Origin of the sequence: Amycolatopsis sp. CFH S0740 (assembly GCF_004522315.1) — a bacterium.
Classification (GTDB): Bacteria; Actinomycetota; Actinomycetes; order Mycobacteriales; family Pseudonocardiaceae; genus Amycolatopsis; species Amycolatopsis nivea.
Genome location: NZ_SDLS01000018.1, coordinates 179,778 through 196,497, shown reverse-complemented (window position 1 = coordinate 196,497; position 16,720 = coordinate 179,778). Strand labels below are relative to the sequence as shown.

The 16,720-nt window shown below is 69.0% G+C and carries 16 protein-coding genes; 6 read left to right on the top strand and 10 right to left on the bottom strand.

Annotation, left to right across the window (positions count from 1 at the left end):
- Positions 1–95 precede the first annotated feature (95 nt).
- The 7 genes from EIZ45_RS28115 to ppgK all read right to left on the bottom strand — a co-directional run bounded on the left by EIZ45_RS28115 (position 96) and on the right by ppgK (position 9,982).
- Positions 96–1,031 carry a DUF3592 domain-containing protein gene (locus EIZ45_RS28115; RefSeq protein ID WP_205670108.1) on the bottom strand — a complete coding sequence of 312 codons (936 nt, stop codon included), beginning with the start codon at positions 1,029–1,031 and terminating at the stop codon, positions 96–98.
- A gap of 80 nt (positions 1,032–1,111) precedes the next feature.
- Positions 1,112–2,803: an ABC transporter family substrate-binding protein gene (locus EIZ45_RS28110; protein ID WP_134666459.1), complete on the bottom strand. Its 1,692-nt coding sequence runs from the start codon at positions 2,801–2,803 to the stop codon at positions 1,112–1,114.
- Between the two features lie 40 nt (positions 2,804–2,843).
- Entirely contained in the window at positions 2,844–4,976 is a 2,133-nt protein-coding gene (locus tag EIZ45_RS28105; RefSeq protein ID WP_037819153.1) for an ABC transporter ATP-binding protein, read from the bottom strand.
- The gene (locus EIZ45_RS28100) at positions 4,973–5,980 is read right to left on the bottom strand and encodes an ABC transporter permease (protein WP_134666457.1); all 1,008 of its coding nucleotides are present in this window, start codon (positions 5,978–5,980) and stop codon (positions 4,973–4,975) included. The genes EIZ45_RS28105 and EIZ45_RS28100 overlap by 4 nt, the downstream gene beginning before the upstream one ends.
- Positions 5,980–6,957, bottom strand: coding sequence for an ABC transporter permease (locus EIZ45_RS28095; RefSeq protein WP_037819149.1), 978 nt, complete (start codon positions 6,955–6,957; stop codon positions 5,980–5,982). Before EIZ45_RS28095 ends, EIZ45_RS28100 begins: the two co-directional genes overlap by 1 nt.
- 613 nt (positions 6,958–7,570) lie before the next feature.
- Positions 7,571–8,998 (bottom strand): RNA polymerase sigma factor, encoded by a 1,428-nt coding sequence (locus EIZ45_RS28090; RefSeq protein WP_134666455.1) that lies wholly within the window; start codon positions 8,996–8,998, stop codon positions 7,571–7,573.
- Between the two features lie 222 nt (positions 8,999–9,220).
- Positions 9,221–9,982 (bottom strand): polyphosphate--glucose phosphotransferase, encoded by a 762-nt coding sequence (gene ppgK, locus EIZ45_RS28085; RefSeq protein ID WP_037819144.1) that lies wholly within the window; start codon positions 9,980–9,982, stop codon positions 9,221–9,223.
- Positions 9,983–10,046: 64 nt separating this feature from the next.
- Between ppgK and EIZ45_RS28080 the strand changes: the two genes are divergently transcribed.
- Positions 10,047–10,874 carry an inositol monophosphatase family protein gene (locus EIZ45_RS28080; protein ID WP_037819141.1) on the top strand — a complete coding sequence of 276 codons (828 nt, stop codon included), beginning with the start codon at positions 10,047–10,049 and terminating at the stop codon, positions 10,872–10,874.
- A 29-nt stretch (positions 10,875–10,903) separates the two neighbouring features.
- Here the strand turns inward: EIZ45_RS28080 and cei are convergent, their stop codons facing one another.
- On the bottom strand, positions 10,904–11,587 hold the full coding sequence (gene cei, locus EIZ45_RS28075) for an envelope integrity protein Cei (RefSeq protein ID WP_037819138.1): 684 nt from the start codon (positions 11,585–11,587) through the stop codon (positions 10,904–10,906).
- Between the two features lie 509 nt (positions 11,588–12,096).
- On the opposite strand from cei, the gene EIZ45_RS28070 reads away from it, so the two are divergent.
- Positions 12,097–12,405 carry a DUF4193 domain-containing protein gene (locus EIZ45_RS28070; protein WP_013224476.1) on the top strand — a complete coding sequence of 103 codons (309 nt, stop codon included), beginning with the start codon at positions 12,097–12,099 and terminating at the stop codon, positions 12,403–12,405.
- Positions 12,406–13,004: 599 nt separating this feature from the next.
- Here EIZ45_RS28070 and EIZ45_RS28060 read toward each other — a convergent pair.
- Positions 13,005–13,487: a DUF3093 domain-containing protein gene (locus EIZ45_RS28060; RefSeq protein WP_043838365.1), complete on the bottom strand. Its 483-nt coding sequence runs from the start codon at positions 13,485–13,487 to the stop codon at positions 13,005–13,007.
- Positions 13,488–13,511: 24 nt separating this feature from the next.
- Here EIZ45_RS28060 and dut point away from each other — a divergent pair, with 24 nt between their 5' ends.
- The gene (gene dut / locus EIZ45_RS28055; protein WP_134666453.1) at positions 13,512–14,015 is read left to right on the top strand and encodes a dUTP diphosphatase; all 504 of its coding nucleotides are present in this window, start codon (positions 13,512–13,514) and stop codon (positions 14,013–14,015) included.
- Complete coding sequence (locus tag EIZ45_RS28050) at positions 14,015–14,680, top strand: DUF3710 domain-containing protein (protein WP_134666451.1); 666 nt, start codon at positions 14,015–14,017, stop codon at positions 14,678–14,680. Before dut ends, EIZ45_RS28050 begins: the two co-directional genes overlap by 1 nt.
- A gap of 63 nt (positions 14,681–14,743) precedes the next feature.
- Here the strand turns inward: EIZ45_RS28050 and EIZ45_RS28045 are convergent, their stop codons facing one another.
- Positions 14,744–15,451 carry an alpha/beta hydrolase gene (locus tag EIZ45_RS28045; RefSeq protein ID WP_167756581.1) on the bottom strand — a complete coding sequence of 236 codons (708 nt, stop codon included), beginning with the start codon at positions 15,449–15,451 and terminating at the stop codon, positions 14,744–14,746.
- 104 nt (positions 15,452–15,555) lie between these two features.
- On the opposite strand from EIZ45_RS28045, the gene EIZ45_RS28040 reads away from it, so the two are divergent.
- Positions 15,556–15,936 (top strand): OB-fold nucleic acid binding domain-containing protein, encoded by a 381-nt coding sequence (locus EIZ45_RS28040; RefSeq protein WP_009075573.1) that lies wholly within the window; start codon positions 15,556–15,558, stop codon positions 15,934–15,936.
- A 9-nt stretch (positions 15,937–15,945) separates the two neighbouring features.
- A complete protein-coding gene (locus EIZ45_RS28035; RefSeq protein WP_370318189.1) occupies positions 15,946–16,692 on the top strand; it encodes a DUF3159 domain-containing protein in 747 nt (248 codons plus the stop codon).
- The last annotated feature ends 28 nt before the right edge of the window (positions 16,693–16,720 follow it).

Sequence of the window (16,720 nt, the reverse complement as noted above, 5' to 3'; positions counted from 1 at the left end):
ACCTTCACTTAGCCAGTCCAACTTTCGGGGGCCAGTTCAAATCAGATTCCCTGAGGGTTCCCCTCACGAACCTCCACGAAGTCTGCCCGGCCGCGTCAGAGCGACGGGTCCGAGCCGCGCAAAGCGGCCCACCAGAACCCGAACGCCGCGATCAGCACGCTGACCGTCAGCCAGCCCGCGAATCCGCTCCCGTCGACCAGCGCCCAGAACGCGCCCACCACCGGGGCGACGGCCAGCACTGGCAGGTCGGCACGGAACTGCCGCGCAAGCCGTACCGGTGTGGCAGCGGCGAGCGCGCGTTCCTCGTCCGGCTCGGAAGGGTTGTCCAGACGGCGGCCGCGAGGCTCGCCGGTGCGCACCGACCCCGCTGGGTACAGCACCTCGTCGTTGATCCGGACGGCAACGTGGCGGTCCGTACGCAGGTCGCCCAGCACCTCGACGCGCGAAGGCGACGGAAGGCCGATCAGCGTCGGCGAGAAATACACCGGGATCCAGCGCGGCGTCGCGGTATCAGTCTCCAGCCACGACCGCGTCAGCAAGCCGCGCTGCACCTTCACCCGGCGCATCGGCACCGAAGCGCTCGCCTTGCGTCGCGAAGGCTGCACGAATCGGGTGAAGAGCAGGAAGCCGTTCACCGCCAGCATCGCGAGCACCGCGACCACGGTGACTGTCGCGTACGTCGAAGCACGGTCGGCGGTCACCAAAGCCGAAGCACCGGTCGTGACCGCGCGCGAAGGGGCCGACGGGTCGTAGCGCACCGGAACCTTCGTGCCCAGCGGCGGGGGAGTGGTGTCCAGTTCGACCGCCGCGCTCGCTTCCGGCTGGTTCGGCACCGGGAACCGCACGGTGACCGTGCTGTCGTCGACCCGCGAGACGATCCCGGTCGCGTTCACCGTCAGCCCCTGCAGCCGCGGCCGGGCGCTGTTGAACTCCAGCAGCTGCACCACGAACACCGCGGCGCACGCGACGAGCACGACCGCGCTCGTCACCAGGATGTGCCGCACCGGCCGCAATCGCAGGAACTTCCGCACAAGGATCACCTTAACTGTCCAAAAAGGAAGGAGCGGCGCGGGGAGTCCGCGCCGCTCCTTCGATTCCCGCTGGGGGAGGATTACTTCACGAACCCGATCTTCGGGTAGTCGTACGGGTTGTTCGCGTAGCCCGGCGAACCGAAGTTGGCCACCGTCTTGCGAACGGCGAACGCGCCGACCGACTGGAAGATCGGAAGCTGGTGGCCCAGCGCCCAGATCTCCTTGTCCGCGGCGTTGATGTCCGCGGCCCGCTTCGTGTCGTCCAGTTCCTGCGCGGCGGTGTCGAGCAGCTGGTTTTCCTTGTCGCTGCCGATCCGGCCGTAGTTCTGGTTGACGTTCTTCGGGTCGAGGTAGTAGATGCCCTTGCTGCCGCCGATCGGGAACGAGTTCGAGATCCAGCGGAACAGCGTGAGGTCGAAGTTGCCGACGTTCACGTAGTTCTTGAAGAACTCGGTCGACGGGACCGCGACGATGTCGATGCCCACGCCGATCGCCTTCAGCTGCGACTGCAGGATCTGGCCGGTCTGCTGGCTGATCGGGGTGCCCGACGGGATGACCAGGCGCAGCTTCAGCTGCTTGCCGTCCTTGGCGCGCAGGTCGCCGGACTGCTTCCAGCCCAGCTTGTCCAGCTCGGCCTTGGCCGCGTTCTGGTCGAACTTGTACGGGCCGCTGTTGTCCTCGTAGGTCTTAGAGCCCTTGAGGAACAGGTGGTTGCCGATCGGCGTCGTGTCCTTCTGCATCTGGCCGAGGATCGACTTCGCGATGGTCACCGTGTCCACGCCGCGCATGACCGCCAGCCGCAGGTCCTTGTCCGCGAGGATCGAGGACGGGGCGCCGTTGAGCGTCATGTGCGTGTAGTCGGGGTAGGCCGACTGGCGCACGACCGCGTTCGGGTCCGCCTGGGCCCGCTTGAACGCGTTGATGTCGTTGTTCAGCGGGTAGAAGTCGATCTGCCCGTTGGCGAACGCGTCCGCCAGCGCGGGACGGTCCACGACCTTGTAGGTCACGGTGTCCAGCTTCGGCTTGTCGCCCCACCAGTTCGGGTCGCGCTCGAACACCGCGGTCTTGGCGGTGTAGTCGACGCTCTTGATCTTGAACGGACCCGCGGTGATCAGCGCCTTCTGCGCCCAGCCCTTGTTGAACGTGTTCGCGTCGCCGTTGAGCTCCTTCGGGTACAGCGGCGAGAACAGCGACTTCCACTCCGCGAACTTCTTCCCGAAGGTGATCTTGACGTCGAGGTCGTCAGTGCCCTTCTCGACCTTCGCGATGTCCTCGTAACCCGTGGTGCCGGACACCTGGTAGGCGGTGTCCTTGCCGCTGAGCGCCTTGGCCTGCGCGGCGAAGTCCTCCCAGGAGAACTGGCGCCCGTTGCTCCACTTGGCCTTCGGGTTGATCTTGTACTCGATGACCTGCGGGTCCTTGCTGACGATCTCAGCAGAGGTCAGGTAGTTCTTGTCCAGGCCGACCGTCGCGTCCGCGTTCTGCGGGAACGGGTAGGGCAGGATCGCGCCGAACATGCTGGCGCCGTCCAGGACCGTGCCGTCGACCTGGTTGTAGTTCCAGTTGTCCGGCAGCTGGTCGACCGGCCACTTGAAGTCGCCGCCGTCCTTCACCTTGTCCATCGGCTGCGCGTTGATGTCGGCGGTCTTGACGCCCGAGGAACCGGTGTCCTGCAATCCCTTGTCGCCGCCGCCGCTGCCTCCGCCGCAAGCGGCGAGCAGGAGCCCCAGAGCGGCAACGGGGGCCACGATCGCGGCCATTCTCCGTCGCATGTGTTTACCTTCCTTCTTCTGGTGTGCCAACGGATCGTGGCTACACGACTTCGCGGGTTTTGGCGTAGTGGCACGCGACGTCGTGGTCCTCGGCGCGGGATTCGCGCGGAGGTTCGACGTCGACGCACTTCTTCTTGTCCTCTTCGGACAGTTGGGAGAAGACGAAACACCGGGTGCGGAACCGGCAGCCCGACGGCGGGTTCGCCGGGCTGGGCAGGTCGCCGGTGAGGATGATCCGGCCGCGTTCGCGTTCCTTGGCCGGGTCCGGGATCGGGATCGCGGACAGCAGCGCCTGCGTGTACGGGTGCTGCGGCGCCTCGAAAACCGTGCGGACGTCGCCGATCTCCACGATCTTGCCGAGGTACATCACCGCCACGCGGTCGGCGATGTGCCGGACCACCGACAGGTCGTGCGCCACGAACAGGTACGACAGGCCCAGCTTGGCCTTCAGCTCGTCCAGCAGGTTGATCACGCCGGCCTGGATCGACACGTCGAGCGCGGACACCGGCTCGTCGAGCACGATCAGCTTCGGCTCCAGCGCGAGCGCCCGCGCGATGCCGATGCGCTGGCGCTGCCCGCCGGAAAACTCCGCCGGGTACCGGTCGGCGTGTTCGGGCCGCAGCCCGACCAGCCCGAGCAGTTCCGGCACCCGCTGGTCGATGCGCTCCTTCGAGAACCCGTGCGTCACCATCGGCTCGGCGATGATGTCGCCGATCGGCAGCCGGGGGTCGAGCGCGGCCATCGGGTCCTGGAAGACCACCTGGAGGTCGCGGCGGATCGACTTGCGGTCCTTGCCCGCGAGCTTCGCCACGTCCTTGCCGAGCACCGCGACCGAACCGTGCGACGGGGCCGCCAGTTCGAGGATCTCCATCAGCGTGGTCGACTTGCCGCAGCCGGATTCCCCGACCAGGCCCAGGGTTTCGCCCTCGACGATGTCGAAGGTGATCCCGTCGACCGCGCGCACGACGCCGACCTTGCGCTTGAAGACGGTGCCCTTGCTGACCGCGTAGTGCTTCTGCAGGTCCTGCACGTCCAGCACGGTCGAGCGCTCGGTGCGCGGCAGGGACGCGACCTCGGCCTCCTCGATCACCTCGGCGCCGTAGACCTCGGCGGCGTCCGCGTCGGGACGGGCGAGTTCTTCGGTGCGGATGCAGGCGGCCCGGTGCGTCGTGTCGACCGGCGCGTTCGGGTTGCCCGGCGTGATCGTGAACAGCTCCGGCTCGGCTGTGCGGCAGGCGTCGATCGCCAGCGGGCAGCGCGGCGCGAACGGGCAGCCCTGCGGCAGGTTCACCAGCGACGGCGGCTGGCCCTCGATCGGCACCAGGGGCTGCTTCTCCCGCGCGTCGACACGGGGAATCGAACCGAGCAGGCCCAGCGTGTACGGCATCCGCGGCTGGGCGTAGATCGTCTCGACCGGACCCTGTTCCACCGCGCGCCCGGCGTACATCACCATCAGCCGGTCGGCGAACCCGGCGACCACGCCGAGGTCGTGCGTGATGATGACGATGCCCGCGCCGGTGACCTCCTGCGCGGTCTTCAGCACCTCCAGCACCTGCGCCTGCACCGTCACGTCGAGCGCGGTGGTCGGCTCGTCGGCGATGATCAGGTCCGGGTCGTTGGCGATCGCGATGGCGATCACCGCGCGCTGGCGCATGCCGCCGGAGAACTCGTGCGGGAACGCCTTCGCCCGCGCCGCCGCGTTCGGGATGCCGACCAGGTCGAGCAGTTCGACCGCGCGGTTGTTCGCCTGCTGCTTGGTGATCGTGCCCTTGCCGTGCACCAGCAGCGCTTCGGCGATCTGCGCCCCGACGGTGTACACCGGGGTCAGCGCCGACAGCGGGTCCTGGAAGACCATCGAGATCTTCTTGCCGCGGATCTTCGACAGCTCGGTGTCGGACTTGCCGATCAACTCGCTGTCCTGGAACCGGATCGAGCCCGACACGCGCGCCTGGGGCGGCAGCAGCCCCATCACCGCCAGCGACGACACCGACTTGCCCGAACCGGACTCGCCGACGATGCCGAGCACCTCGCCGGCCTCGACCTGGTAGTTCAGCCCGCGCACCGCGTGCACGCGGCCGGACTCGGAGGGGAAGGACACTTCGAGGTCGGAAACCTCGAGCACGGTGCCAGTCGGCTTGCCCGTTTCCGCGCTCAGTTCGAGTGCGGCGCTCATGCTTCTGCTCCCACGGTCTGCGTCGACGCGGTCGACTTCGTCTTTTCTTCGATCCGCTTGCGTTCCTTGCGCCGCGAACGGCTGGACGACGGGTCGAGCGCGTCGCGCAGGCCGTCGCCGACGAAGTTCACCGCGAGCACGGTGAACACCAGGAAGCCGGCCGGGATGTAGAACAGCCACGGGAACGTCCGGACCGCGTCGGAACCCGCCGAGATCAGCGTGCCCAGCGAAACGTCCGGAGCCTGCACGCCGAAGCCGAAGAACGACAGCGACGTCTCCATGATGATCGCGACGCCGACGTTGATCGTCGCGTCGATGATCAGCAGCGAAGCCATGTTCGGCACGATGTGCTTGAAGATGATCCGCCACGGGGACTGGCCCATGAACTTGGCGGCCTTCACGAACTCGCGCTCGCGCAGCGTCAGCGTCATGCCGCGGACGATGCGGGCGGTGATCATCCACTGGAACAGCGCGATCAGGCCGACCAGGATCAGCCAGGTCTTGCCGCGGAAAGCAGGCGACAGGATCGAGATGATCAGGAACGGCGGCAGGATCAGCAGCAGGTCGACGACCCACATCGACACCCGGTCGGTCCAGCCGCCGAAGTAGCCCGCCGCGGAGCCGACGATCGAGGCCACGCCGGTGGAGAACAGCGCGGCCAGCAGGCCGATGGTCAGCGACTTCTGGAGCCCGCGCATGGTCTGCGCGAACATGTCGCCGCCGATCTGGTTGGTGCCGAACCAGTGCGTGCCGTCCGGCGGCATCAGCGTCGAGGTCGGGTCCAGTTCGTCGTAGCCCCACGGCGAATACCAGCTGTAGGTGAACGCCAGCACGTAGAACAGCAGGATCACGACGAGCCCGACGAGGGCCAGCTTGTTGCGGAAGAACCGGCGGGCGACGAGCCTGCCCCGGCTGGAGGACTTCCCGGTCTGCTGCGAGGCGTCCGTTTCGGTGGCGGCGACGGCCGAGTCGGCGAGGTCGGCCTCGTTCAATGGGGCGGCCATCAGATCCTCACCCTCGGGTCGAGCGCGGCGTAGAGCACGTCCGCGAGCCAGCCGGCGAGCAGCACGCAGATCGCGATGAACAGGGTCACGGTGGTGACGATGTTGGTGTCCTGCTTCTGGATGCCGGTCACCAGCCAGTCGCCCATGCCGTACCAGCCGAAGATCTTCTCGGTGAAGACGCCGCCGGTGATGAGCAGGCCGAAGCCGAACGCGAACAGCGTCGCCATCGGGATCAGCGCGGTGCGCAGGCCGTGCTTGAACAGCGCGCGCCTGCGGGTGAGGCCCTTGGCCTGCGCGGTGCGCAGGAAGTCCGAGCCGAGCACGTCGAGCATCGCCGAACGCTGGTAGCGGCTGTAGTAGGCGACCTGGGTCAGCACGATCGCCAGGGTCGGCACGATGATGTGCTGCAGCCGGTCGAGCAGGACGTCGCCGAAACCGCCGTCGACCGCGCCGCCCTCGCCCTGCACGATGAAGAACTGGTAGCCGTCGAGCAGGTTGTCGTTGACCGACTGCGCGCCCGCCTTGAGGATCGTGGCGATCACGAACACCGGCGTCGACAGCACCACGAAGGAGAACGTGGTGGCGATGTAGTCGCTGATCTTGTACTGCCGGATCGCGCTGACCACGCCGACCAGCACGCCGATGATGATGCCGATCGTGATCCCGAGCAGGAACAGCCGCAGGCTCACGCCCGCGCGGCGGAACAGCTCGTCGGTGATCGCCTGATCGGCCACGGTGCGGCCGAAGTCGCCCTGGAACACGCCGCCCAGCCAGGTGAAGAACCGGTGCGGGATCGCCTGGTCCAGGTGCAGTTCGGCGGCCTTGGCGTCGATGGTCGCCTGCGGAGCCGGCGGATTGCGCAGCTTGAGCGCGTCCAGCGGGCTGAACGACAGCGACGCCAAGGAGAACGCCGCGAAAGTCGCGACGAGGCACAGGGCGATGTAGTTGACGAGTCTGCGGAGGAGGAACCCGATCACAGTTGCCTCGCTTCACCGGGGCCGGAGGATCCGCTCCGCGCCGCCGGGCATCCCTGGCTCGCTCGCGATTGAGTTTTCGTCGAAAACACTGGGCGGTGCTGCCTTCCAATACTGACGCTCGTTGTGGGCGCAGCTTAATGGCGATCACTCGTTGCGATCTTCGTTTTCAGGCAACCAAACAATCACGATTTCCGCGTTCGGGCAGAGAACAACCGACTTTCGCCTCTTGCCCGGGTCCCAGTGTCGCGGTGGGTGCGCGACTGTGCACCGGCGATGAGTATTCCGGAACGGTTCCGGGGGTTCCGGGTGAACGGTTGTGAACAGGAAACGGACACGTGCGCAACACTGCCGTGCCGAGTCGCCGCGTACTCGCATGTTCGGGTGCACGTTCGCCCGCCGCGATTCACTGCGCGGATTACCCTTGCGCCGCAGCGTAATTCGCATCTGATCCGGTGTCGCCGGGTTTTCCGGAGTCGTCGGCGTCCACTGTGGTCAGACGAAGGAAGGATTTCGCGGAAATGCCGGGCCGATGCCGCGGCGGCGTTGTCGGTAAACGCAGAAACCCCGCCGCCGCGTAGTGCGGGGCGGGGTTTCTCGCGGGAACCGGAGAAGCTCAGTCCAGGTAGTCGCGCAGCACCTGCGAACGCGACGGGTGACGCAGCTTCGACATCGTCTTCGACTCGATCTGCCGGATCCGCTCGCGCGTGACCCCGTAGACCTGGCCGATCTCGTCGAGGGTGCGCGGCTGGCCGTCGGTGAGGCCGAAGCGCAGCCGGACCACGCCCGCCTCGCGCTCGGACAGCGTCTGCAGCACCGACTGGAGCTGGTCCTGCAGCAGCGTGAACGACACCGCGTCGACCGCGACGACCGCCTCGGAGTCTTCGATGAAGTCGCCGAGCTGCGAATCGCCCTCGTCGCCGATGGTCTGGTCCAGCGAGATCGGCTCGCGCGCGTACTGCTGGATCTCCAGGACCTTCTCCGGCGAGATGTCCATCTCCTTGGCGAGCTCCTCGGGCGTCGGCTCGCGGCCGAGGTCCTGCAGGAGTTCGCGCTGTATGCGGCCGAGCTTGTTGATGACCTCGACCATGTGCACCGGGATGCGGATGGTGCGCGCCTGGTCGGCCATCGCGCGGGTGATCGCCTGGCGGATCCACCACGTGGCGTACGTCGAGAACTTGTAGCCCTTGGTGTAGTCGAACTTCTCCACCGCGCGGATCAGGCCGAGGTTGCCCTCCTGGATCAGGTCCAGGAACGCCATGCCGCGGCCGGTGTAGCGCTTGGCCAGCGACACGACCAGCCGGAGGTTCGCCTCCAGCAGGTGGTTCTTGGCCCGCTCGCCGTCGCGCACGATCCACTTGAGGTCGCGGCGCATCTGGGTGACGAGCTTCTCGCCCTCCTCCTCGGCGGTGCGCACGCGCTCGGCGGCGTAGAGCCCGGCCTCGATCCGCTTGGCGAGCTCCACCTCCTCCTCGGCGTTCAGCAGCGCGACCTTGCCGATCTGCTTGAGGTAGGCGCGGACCGAGTCGGCCGACGCGGTGAGCTCGGCGTCCTTGCGCGCCTGGCGCAGCGCCTCGGACTCCTCCTCGTCCCACACGAAGTCCGGGTTGTCCGAGGACTTGCCGCCCTTCTCGGCGGCGCTCGCGCGGCGGCGGGCGGCGGTGGACGTCGCGGCGCCCGCGGCCCCCTCGGTCGCCTCGGCCTCGTCCTCGGAGTCGTCGTCATCGTCGTCGGTCTCGTCGTTGACCGTCTCGTCGACGACGTCGACCTCGACCTCTTCGAGATCGGACAGATCCGGGCTGTCGAGTTCGGCCTCGTCGAGGTCGACCGGGCCGTCGGGATCGCCGTCGTCGGTCTTCGGACCCTTCGCGGCGGCCTTCTTCGCCGGAGCCTTCTTGGCCGGAGTCTTCTTCGCGCCCGCCGGCTTCGCGGCGGTCTTGCGCGCCGGGGACTTCGCCGCTCCGGTGGCTGCCTCGTCGGCCGGCTCGCCGGCTTCGGTCGCTGTCTTCGTCCCGCCTCGGGTTGCGGTTCTTGCGGCTGCCACTTACGCCCTTTCGCAGCGGTCGATCATGACGAGCCGAGATGTCGCCACCTCAGCTGCCTCACATTCGGGGAACACGCCTCGGCCTGCGGTTTTGCCTCCGCAGCTCCTGCGCCGTGTTCCATTGTAACGACGTCGGCCCACTGCGTCGCGAAGCGATCACCCTCCGGCCCCCTTCCCGGCGCCTCCCGGTGACCGGTCCGAGACCCGGCGCGGACCCGGCGGTCAGTGCCCGGCGCCCTCCGCGGCGGCCGCGGCGGCCCCGACGATGCCCGCGTTGTTCTGCAGCGACGCGACGACCACCGGCGTGCGGATGTCCAGCAGCGGCACCCACTTCTCGGCCTTCTTGCTGACGCCGCCGCCGACGATGAACAGGTCCGGCCAGATCAGGTTCTCCAGCACCGAGAGGTACCGGTGCACCCGCTTGGCCCACTGCGGATACGACAGGCCCTCGTTGTCCTTCACCGAAGCGGCGGCGCGTTTTTCCGCGTCGTGGCCGTCGACCTCGAGATGGCCGAATTCGGTGTTGGGCACGAGCTTGCCGTCGTGGAACAGCGCGCTGCCGATGCCGGTGCCGAAGGTGAGCAGCGCGGTCACGCCGGTGCGCGCGGCCGCGTCGCCGAAGCGGATCTCGGCGAGGCCCGCGGCGTCGGCGTCGTTGAGCATCGTGACCTCGCCGACGCTCTTGCCGAGCCGCTTCGCGAAGAGCGCCTCGGCGTCGGTGCCGATCCACTTGTGGTCGATGTTCGCCGCGGTGTGCGCGGTGCCCCTCTTGACCACCGCGGGAAGCGTCACGCCGACCGGGCCGTCCCATTCCGCCGCGCGGACGATCTCGGCGACGACGTCCGCCACCGCGTCCGGCGTCGAGGGCTGCGGCGTTTCGATCCGGTGCCGGTCCCCGATGAGCTGTCCCTGTTCCAAATCGACCAGCGCGCCTTTGATCCCGCTGCCGCCGATGTCGATTCCGAAACCTCGGGTCGCCGTCACTGACGTGGTCCCTTCTCGCACGATTCAGAAGTCTGCTGCGGAGACTTTAACCGGATGTGGTGACATGGCGGGCGTGGGAGTTGACGAGGCGATGCTGAACGACCTGAAGAACACCGCCGAACAGGTCGCGGTCGAGGCCGCGCACCTGGTCCGGACGGCCTGGGTGCGGATGCGGTCCGGCGGCGAGGTCGCGGTGGACACGAAGTCCGCTGAGACCGACGTGGTGACCGCGGTGGACCGGGAGTCGGAGGAACTGGTCCGCGCCCGGCTGGAGCGGATCCGGCCCGGGGAACCGGTGCTCGGCGAGGAAGGCGGGGGAGCGCTCGGCGGCGGCGTCACCTGGGTGGTCGATCCGATCGACGGGACCGTCAATTTCCTGTACGGCCTGCCGGCCTTCGCGGTGTCGATCGCGGCGCAGATCGACGGGGTGTCGGTCGCGGGAGCGGTCGTGGAGCCGGTGAGCGGCCGGCGCTGGACGGCCGTCCGCGGCGGCGGTGCGTGGCTCGACGGCGAGCGGCTGTCGGTGTCCGCGGCGGACCGGCTTGACCTGGCGCTCGTCGGGATGGGCTTCTCCTACGCGCGGGACCGCCGGATCCGGCAGGGCAAGCTGACCGCGGATCTCGTCGGGCAGGTGCGCGACATCCGCCGCCGGGGCGCGGCTTCGCTGGACCTGTGCGCGGTCGCCGCCGGATGGCTGGACGGGTTCTTCGAGCACGGTCTGCACCGCTGGGACTGGGCGGCCGGAGCGCTGGTGGCGCAGGAGGCGGGCGCGACGGTGCTGCTGCCGGGCGAAGCGGCGGATCTGGGGGAGGACGCGACGTTCGCGGCCTCGCCGGGGATCGCGACGGAACTGCGCGCGGCGCTGGTCGCGGGAGGTGCGGCGGAGGTGTGACCGCGGGCCTGCTGACCTCGTTCGCGGGGTCAGCAGGTGACGGAGCGCGCCGAGGCCAGGAGCGTCTGGTCGATCACCGGCGCGCCCGGACTGGCGGACTGCTCGCTGCCGCCGCCGCCCTGGTGCGCCTGCGACCAGGCGGTGAGCTGCTTGAGGATCTTGACCGCCTCGGGCCGCGGCTGGACGTCGGTGAAGAGCTTGCCGGTGGCCAGGTCGACGGAGGCGTCCTTGCGGGTGTCGTGCACCAGTTCCGCGCAGGGGACCACCAGGCTGACCGTGCGGGCCGCGGCGGCGCCGTTGTCGCCGTACCGGATCTGGCCGCGGCAGCGCGCGTCGCCCTTCGGGTACGCCGGGTCGTTGGCGGGATCGCCGATCGCGGTGAAGCCGAGTTCGCGCAGTGCGTTGGTGGCGATGCTGCCCTGCCCGCGCGTGCTGCTGGCGTTGAGCACCTTCAGCGCGACCTTGTCCGGGGGCATCGGCGAGCGGTCGTCCAGACCGTTGTGCGGGACCGAGGTGTAGGTGATCCCCGGCGGCGCCTTGGGCTCCGGGCTGCAGCGCACCGCCTCGTCGATGTCGCCGCGGCCGACCACGGCGTTGACCCAGACGAACACCGCGCCGAGCGCGAGCACGCCGATCACGATCAACGCGGGCAGCGGACGGTGCTTGCGGTAAGGCCGCGCACCACGGTTCCCCGCCCCGTTCCCCGACGCCACCTGCCCCGTCCCTTCCCCTCGCAGAACCGGCCGCGGTCGCGCCGCCGCGCCTCGCGGTAACCGCCAGCGTACGCACCGGCGTGGTAGCCGGTGAGCCTAGGCGCTGTTCGCGACGCGCGGTGTCGCGGGTCACCTTCACCCGTTCCGCGTAATGCCCCTCGGTGGCGATCGCACCACGGACGGCTCCGCGCGAGCAAGCCGACTCGGCGGCGAGGTGATGTTTACGACGCCGGGGCAACCCGAACGGAGGACAGGCGTCTCACCTGCGCGTTCCCCCTCCCGGGTGACGCTGGACCGGCAATGTCCGACTCGGTGCGAGACGCGTCCGGCGGTGAGCTACCCTTCCCGGGCTCCGGCCGCAGAACGAGGTCCGCCAGGCTGAGACCTGGGTCACTCGCGGGCCGGGCACAAACAGGGGCGCTGGAACGTTGACCAGCGGCACGACCGGTATCGGGCGCCTCCGGAACCGGTGCAGGACGACACGCTGAATCGCAGGGGTGAGGGACACCATGGCTACCGACTACGACGCTCCGCGCCGCAGCGAAGCCGACGAGCTGGCCGAAGACTCGTTGGAGGAGCTGAAGGCCCGGCGGAACGAGAACCAGTCCGGCGTCGTCGACGTCGACGAGGACGCGACCGCGGAGAACTTCGAACTTCCCGGCGCGGACCTTTCCGGGCTCTCCGGGGAAGACATGACCGTGAAGGTCGTGCCGAAGCAGGCGGACGAGTTCACCTGCTCGGTCTGCTTCCTGGTGCACCACCGGAGCAGGCTCGCCGAGGACAACGGCGGCAGGCTGATCTGCCGCGATTGCGCCTGACCTGGGGATTTTCACAGGGAGATCTAGGGGAGATTCACGGGGTCAGCGTTTTCGCGGTCTTGGGAAGACCGGGTAAGCACGGGGGTCGGCCGGTTGGTCGGCCCCTTACTCGTGTTCGGGGGTTCTCGTCGCCTGGCGGCGACATCGGCTTTTGGTTGCGTGGGGCACCCCGAAGTTTGATTGTGCTGACGGTTCGGGGGTGCTTGTCAAGGCGGGAAAGATGCCTTGACAAGCACCCCCGAACCGCAGATGCGCTTCGTATCGGGGTGCGGGGGAGGGGCTGGGTGCCTCGCTCGTTGGGTGCATCGGTTGCGGGTGAGGCTGGGTGCCTCGACCGTTGGGTACATCGGCTGCGGGTGGGGGCTGGGTGCCTCGACCGTTGGGTACATCGGCTGCGGTTGGCGGGTGGGATAGCGCCCCAATGTGGCATTGGGTGCATGGGACGCACCCAATGTGGCGTTCGGTGCATCTGACGCACCCAATGCCGCATTGGGTGCGTGTTCCGGCGGCGGTGGGGTCGTGACGGCGGTGGGGTCGTGAGGGGAACCCTGAGGGAATCAGAGTCAATGAGGGTGGCCCTCACGTACGGCGCGAGCGGGTCAGGCGGGGCGGAGAAGTTCCACGACTCGCTTCGGTTTGCGGGTGCTGAAGAGCCAGTACGGGGTGGGGTCTGCCGGGTCGGTCAGGGTGATGCGGACTGCCGGGCCCACCCAGCCTCGGTGCAGGACGAAGGCGGCGGGATCGCCGTCGCGGCCCAGGGCGTGGCGTTTGGCGTCCTTTTCCACGACGGTGATCTCGCCGACGTAGCGGAGCGGCAGGTGGGCGTCGCCGACCCAGAGTTCGGGGTCGTCTCCGCCGGTGATCTTGATTTTCGCCCTTCCCAGCGAGAGCAGGAGGGCGGCCATGACCGGCACGGCGATCGCGAGCGGGATCCACATCGGGATGGACGGGTAGCCCAGGTGGACCTCGACGCCCAGCAGGATCGCGCCTGCCATCGGCAGGGGCCAGCCCCACCACGGCAGGTAGAGCCGTTCGGAGTGTGCGACGACGCCCGTCGCGGCGGTGTTCACGCGGTCAGCCACAGGACAAGGGTAGTCTCGCCGCCCGTGTCCAGCGTTCAGGTCCTCCTCCAGCGGCTCGACCCCGAAGTCCCGCCGCCCTCCTATGCCCGGCCCGGCGACGCCGGGGCCGATCTCGTCACCACCTCGGATATCGTGCTCGGACCCGGAGAGCGCGGGGTCGTCGGCACCGGGGTCGCGATCGCGCTGCCCGCCGGGTACGCCGGGTTCGTGCATCCTCGCTCGGGGCTCGCGGCGCGCGTCGGATTGTCCGTGGTGAACACTCCCGGCACGATCGACTCGGGCTACCGCGGCGAGATCAAAGTCTGCCTCGTCAATCATGACCCGCGCGAGAAGATCGTGCTGGCGCGCGGCGACCGGATCGCGCAGCTGGTGGTCCAGCGGGTCGAGCACGCGGAGTTCGTCGAGGTCGCCGAACTCGAGACGACCGAACGCGGCGCGGGAGGTTACGGCTCGACCGGCGGGCACGCCACACTGGCACCCGGCGCCGGAGACACCGGCGCGGGCACCGGGGAAGGAACGGAACGATAGTGGGGATTTTCGGACGCAAGCGCCGGTCCGGCGACGACGAGACCGGAGGCGTCGCTTCCCAGCGCGGCGAGGACGCCGAAGCTGACGGCGCCGACGACGCGCTCGAACCCGAGGACCAGCTGTCGGAGACGACCGACGGCCCGTTCGACGCCGCCGAAGCCGAGGAAGACGGCATCCCGCGCATCGACCTGGGCTCGGTGCGCGTGCCGGTGCCCGACGGTTCGCAGGTACAGGTCGAAATGGACCCGGAGGAGGGCGGCGTGCGCGCGGTGCACGTCGTGACCGAGGTCGGGCAGATCACCGTCAGCGCCTACGCGGCCCCGAAATCCGGCGGCCTGTGGCGCGAGGTGAGCAACGAACTGGCCGACCAGCTCCGCGCGGACGGCGCGAAGGTCAACGTCGGCCGGGGCGAATGGGGCATGGAACTGTCCGCGATCGTCGGCGACGTGGCCCTGCGTTTCGTCGGAGTCGACGGCCCCCGCTGGATGCTGCGCGGCGTGATCGCGGGTCCGCAGTCCACCGCCTCGCAAGCTCCCGAGGTCCTGCGAGCGATCGTGCGCCGCACCGTCGTGGACCGAGGCAACTCCCCGATGCCGGTGCGCACCCCGCTCCCGATCACTCTCCCGGACGCGGTCGCCCAGCACATCGCCGAACAACAGGGCTGACCGTTTTCGCTCTCCAGAAGGCCCTCGCGGACACCGTTCCGTGAGGGCCTTTTCGGCGCATCCTCACAACGCCCGCAAAAACGCCAAAACAGTCGCCCGCCCCAACGCCTCGCGATCCCGCCCCATCGCGGCGAGCGACGTCTCCCCGTACCGCCCTCGCGGCAACGCACGTGCCCATTCCCGGGCAACCGAAGCGGGATGAACCGGATCATCCGCGCATCCGCCCACCCCGGCCGGAACGTCCACGCCCCGCAAGTCCGCCAAAGCCGGCGCGGCTCTCCCCGCCGCAGCCCGCAACCCGGCTTCCAGGCCCGCCCCGTGTCGCCGCCAAGCCCGGTCCAGCTCCTCCGCGAGCCATCCCGGGCTCCCCGCCGCGGCCTGCGCCAGCGCCCCGTCCACCCCCTCGGCGGCCACCAGATCCGCTGTGACCGTCGCGGCCAGCGCCGCGGGTGCTTGCCCGGATTCCCCGTTCCAAGCCGGGAGCGCCGCGAGCAGCCCACCGCAACGCCCCGGATTCGCCGCCGCCCACTCCGCCGCGAGATGCGCCCCGAACGAGATCCCGCCAACCAGCACCGTCCCGTGCCGGTCAGCGAGACGGTCCAGTTCGGCCAAAAACGCTTCCGCGAGACCCGCCCCGGGCGCCGGCGCGGGCGTGATCATCGGCACGCCGAGCGCCGCGAGCGGGCCGCCGAACACCGAGCGCACGAAGATGTCGTCCGAGCCGGTGCCGGGAAGCAGGACGGCGGCCGGGAGACGGATTGCGGACGTCACGTTGCGATCTTGCCGCAAACCCGTTTCCCTGGCTGAGACCGCAGCTACGCTGGAATACGCACGGGCCGAACGAAGTCGGGGGCCCCGGAGCACAGGAGCACACCATGTCCGCCAAGGACGGCGGCTACTTCAGCCGGTTGGTTCGCAAGCTGACCAGCGACGTCGAGGACCTCGACGCCGACGAGATGTCCGAGAGGTCGGGTGCCGAAGGCGCGCAGCGCGCCTGTGACTGCCGGTCCGGCGAAGAGGTGACGGTGCTCGGCAGGCTCCGCAGCGTCGAGCTGTCGCCGACCGACGGGCCCGCCTCGCTGCAGGCGGAGCTGTTCGACGGCACGCAGGGCGTGACGCTAATCTGGCTGGGCAGGCGCCGGATTCCCGGCATCGAGCCCGGCCGTACCGTCAAGGTTCGCGGCCGGATGGCCGAACGGGACGGGCAGAAGGTGCTCTACAACCCGTATTACGAACTCCAGAGCCCGGTAGGGTGATCAACACTCGTGACTGAACCCGCTGCTCCCCGCGACGACAAGGACGCGCCCGGAAACGGGGACGAGCCCGAGCGGCAGCCGACGCTGATGGAGCAGATGGGCGGGGTTTCCGGCCTGTTCTACTCCTCGGTGCCGGTCATCGTGTTCGTCCTGCTGAACGCGTTCTTCGGGCTCACCGTGGCGATCTGGGGCTCGATCGGCAGCGCGGTGGCGATCACCGTCCTGCGCGTCGTGCGCAAGGAGCCGCTGCAGCCGGCGATCTCGGGATTCTTCGGCGTCGCGATCGCGGCGTTCATCGCGTTCCGCACCGGGTCCGCGAAGGGGTTCTTCCTCTTCGGCATCTGGGCGAGTCTCGCGTACTGCGCCGTGTTCGTGATGTCGGTGGTGGTGCGCTGGCCGCTGGCGGGCGTCGTGTGGAACGCGCTCAACGGCAACGGCACCGCCTGGCGCAAGGACAAGCCGTCCCGCTACGGCTACGACGTCGCGACGCTCGCGATGGCCGTCATCTTCGCCGCCCGGTTCGTGGTGCAGCGCTGGCTGTACGACGGCGACCAGACCGGCTGGCTCGCGTTCGCCAAGATCGCGATGGGCTACCCGCTGTACGCGATCGGGCTGCTGGTGGTCGTCTGGGCGGTCCGCCGTTCCGACAAGCGGCTGAAGGCGCTCGCCGAGGAAGAACCGGAGCCGGAAACCGACGCACAGGTCGAGGCGCGGCTGCGGCAGAAATACGCGCAGGCGCCGACTCCGGAGACCTGATCCGACTTACGAAAAAAGGGCGGACCCG

What these genes read in the sequence shown, in the direction of transcription:
- EIZ45_RS28040 (WP_009075573.1), top strand. Translation starts at nt 15,556, where the DNA reads ATGTCCGCCAAGGACGGCGGCTACTTCAGCCGGTTGGTTCGCAAGCTG.
- EIZ45_RS28080 (WP_037819141.1), top strand. Translation starts at nt 10,047, where the DNA reads ATGGCGGGCGTGGGAGTTGACGAGGCGATGCTGAACGACCTGAAGAAC.
- EIZ45_RS28100 (WP_134666457.1), bottom strand. Translation starts at nt 5,980, where the DNA reads ATGGCCGCCCCATTGAACGAGGCCGACCTCGCCGACTCGGCCGTCGCC.
- EIZ45_RS28110 (WP_134666459.1), bottom strand. Translation starts at nt 2,803, where the DNA reads ATGCGACGGAGAATGGCCGCGATCGTGGCCCCCGTTGCCGCTCTGGGG.
- EIZ45_RS28105 (WP_037819153.1), bottom strand. Translation starts at nt 4,976, where the DNA reads ATGAGCGCCGCACTCGAACTGAGCGCGGAAACGGGCAAGCCGACTGGC.
- EIZ45_RS28070 (WP_013224476.1), top strand. Translation starts at nt 12,097, where the DNA reads ATGGCTACCGACTACGACGCTCCGCGCCGCAGCGAAGCCGACGAGCTG.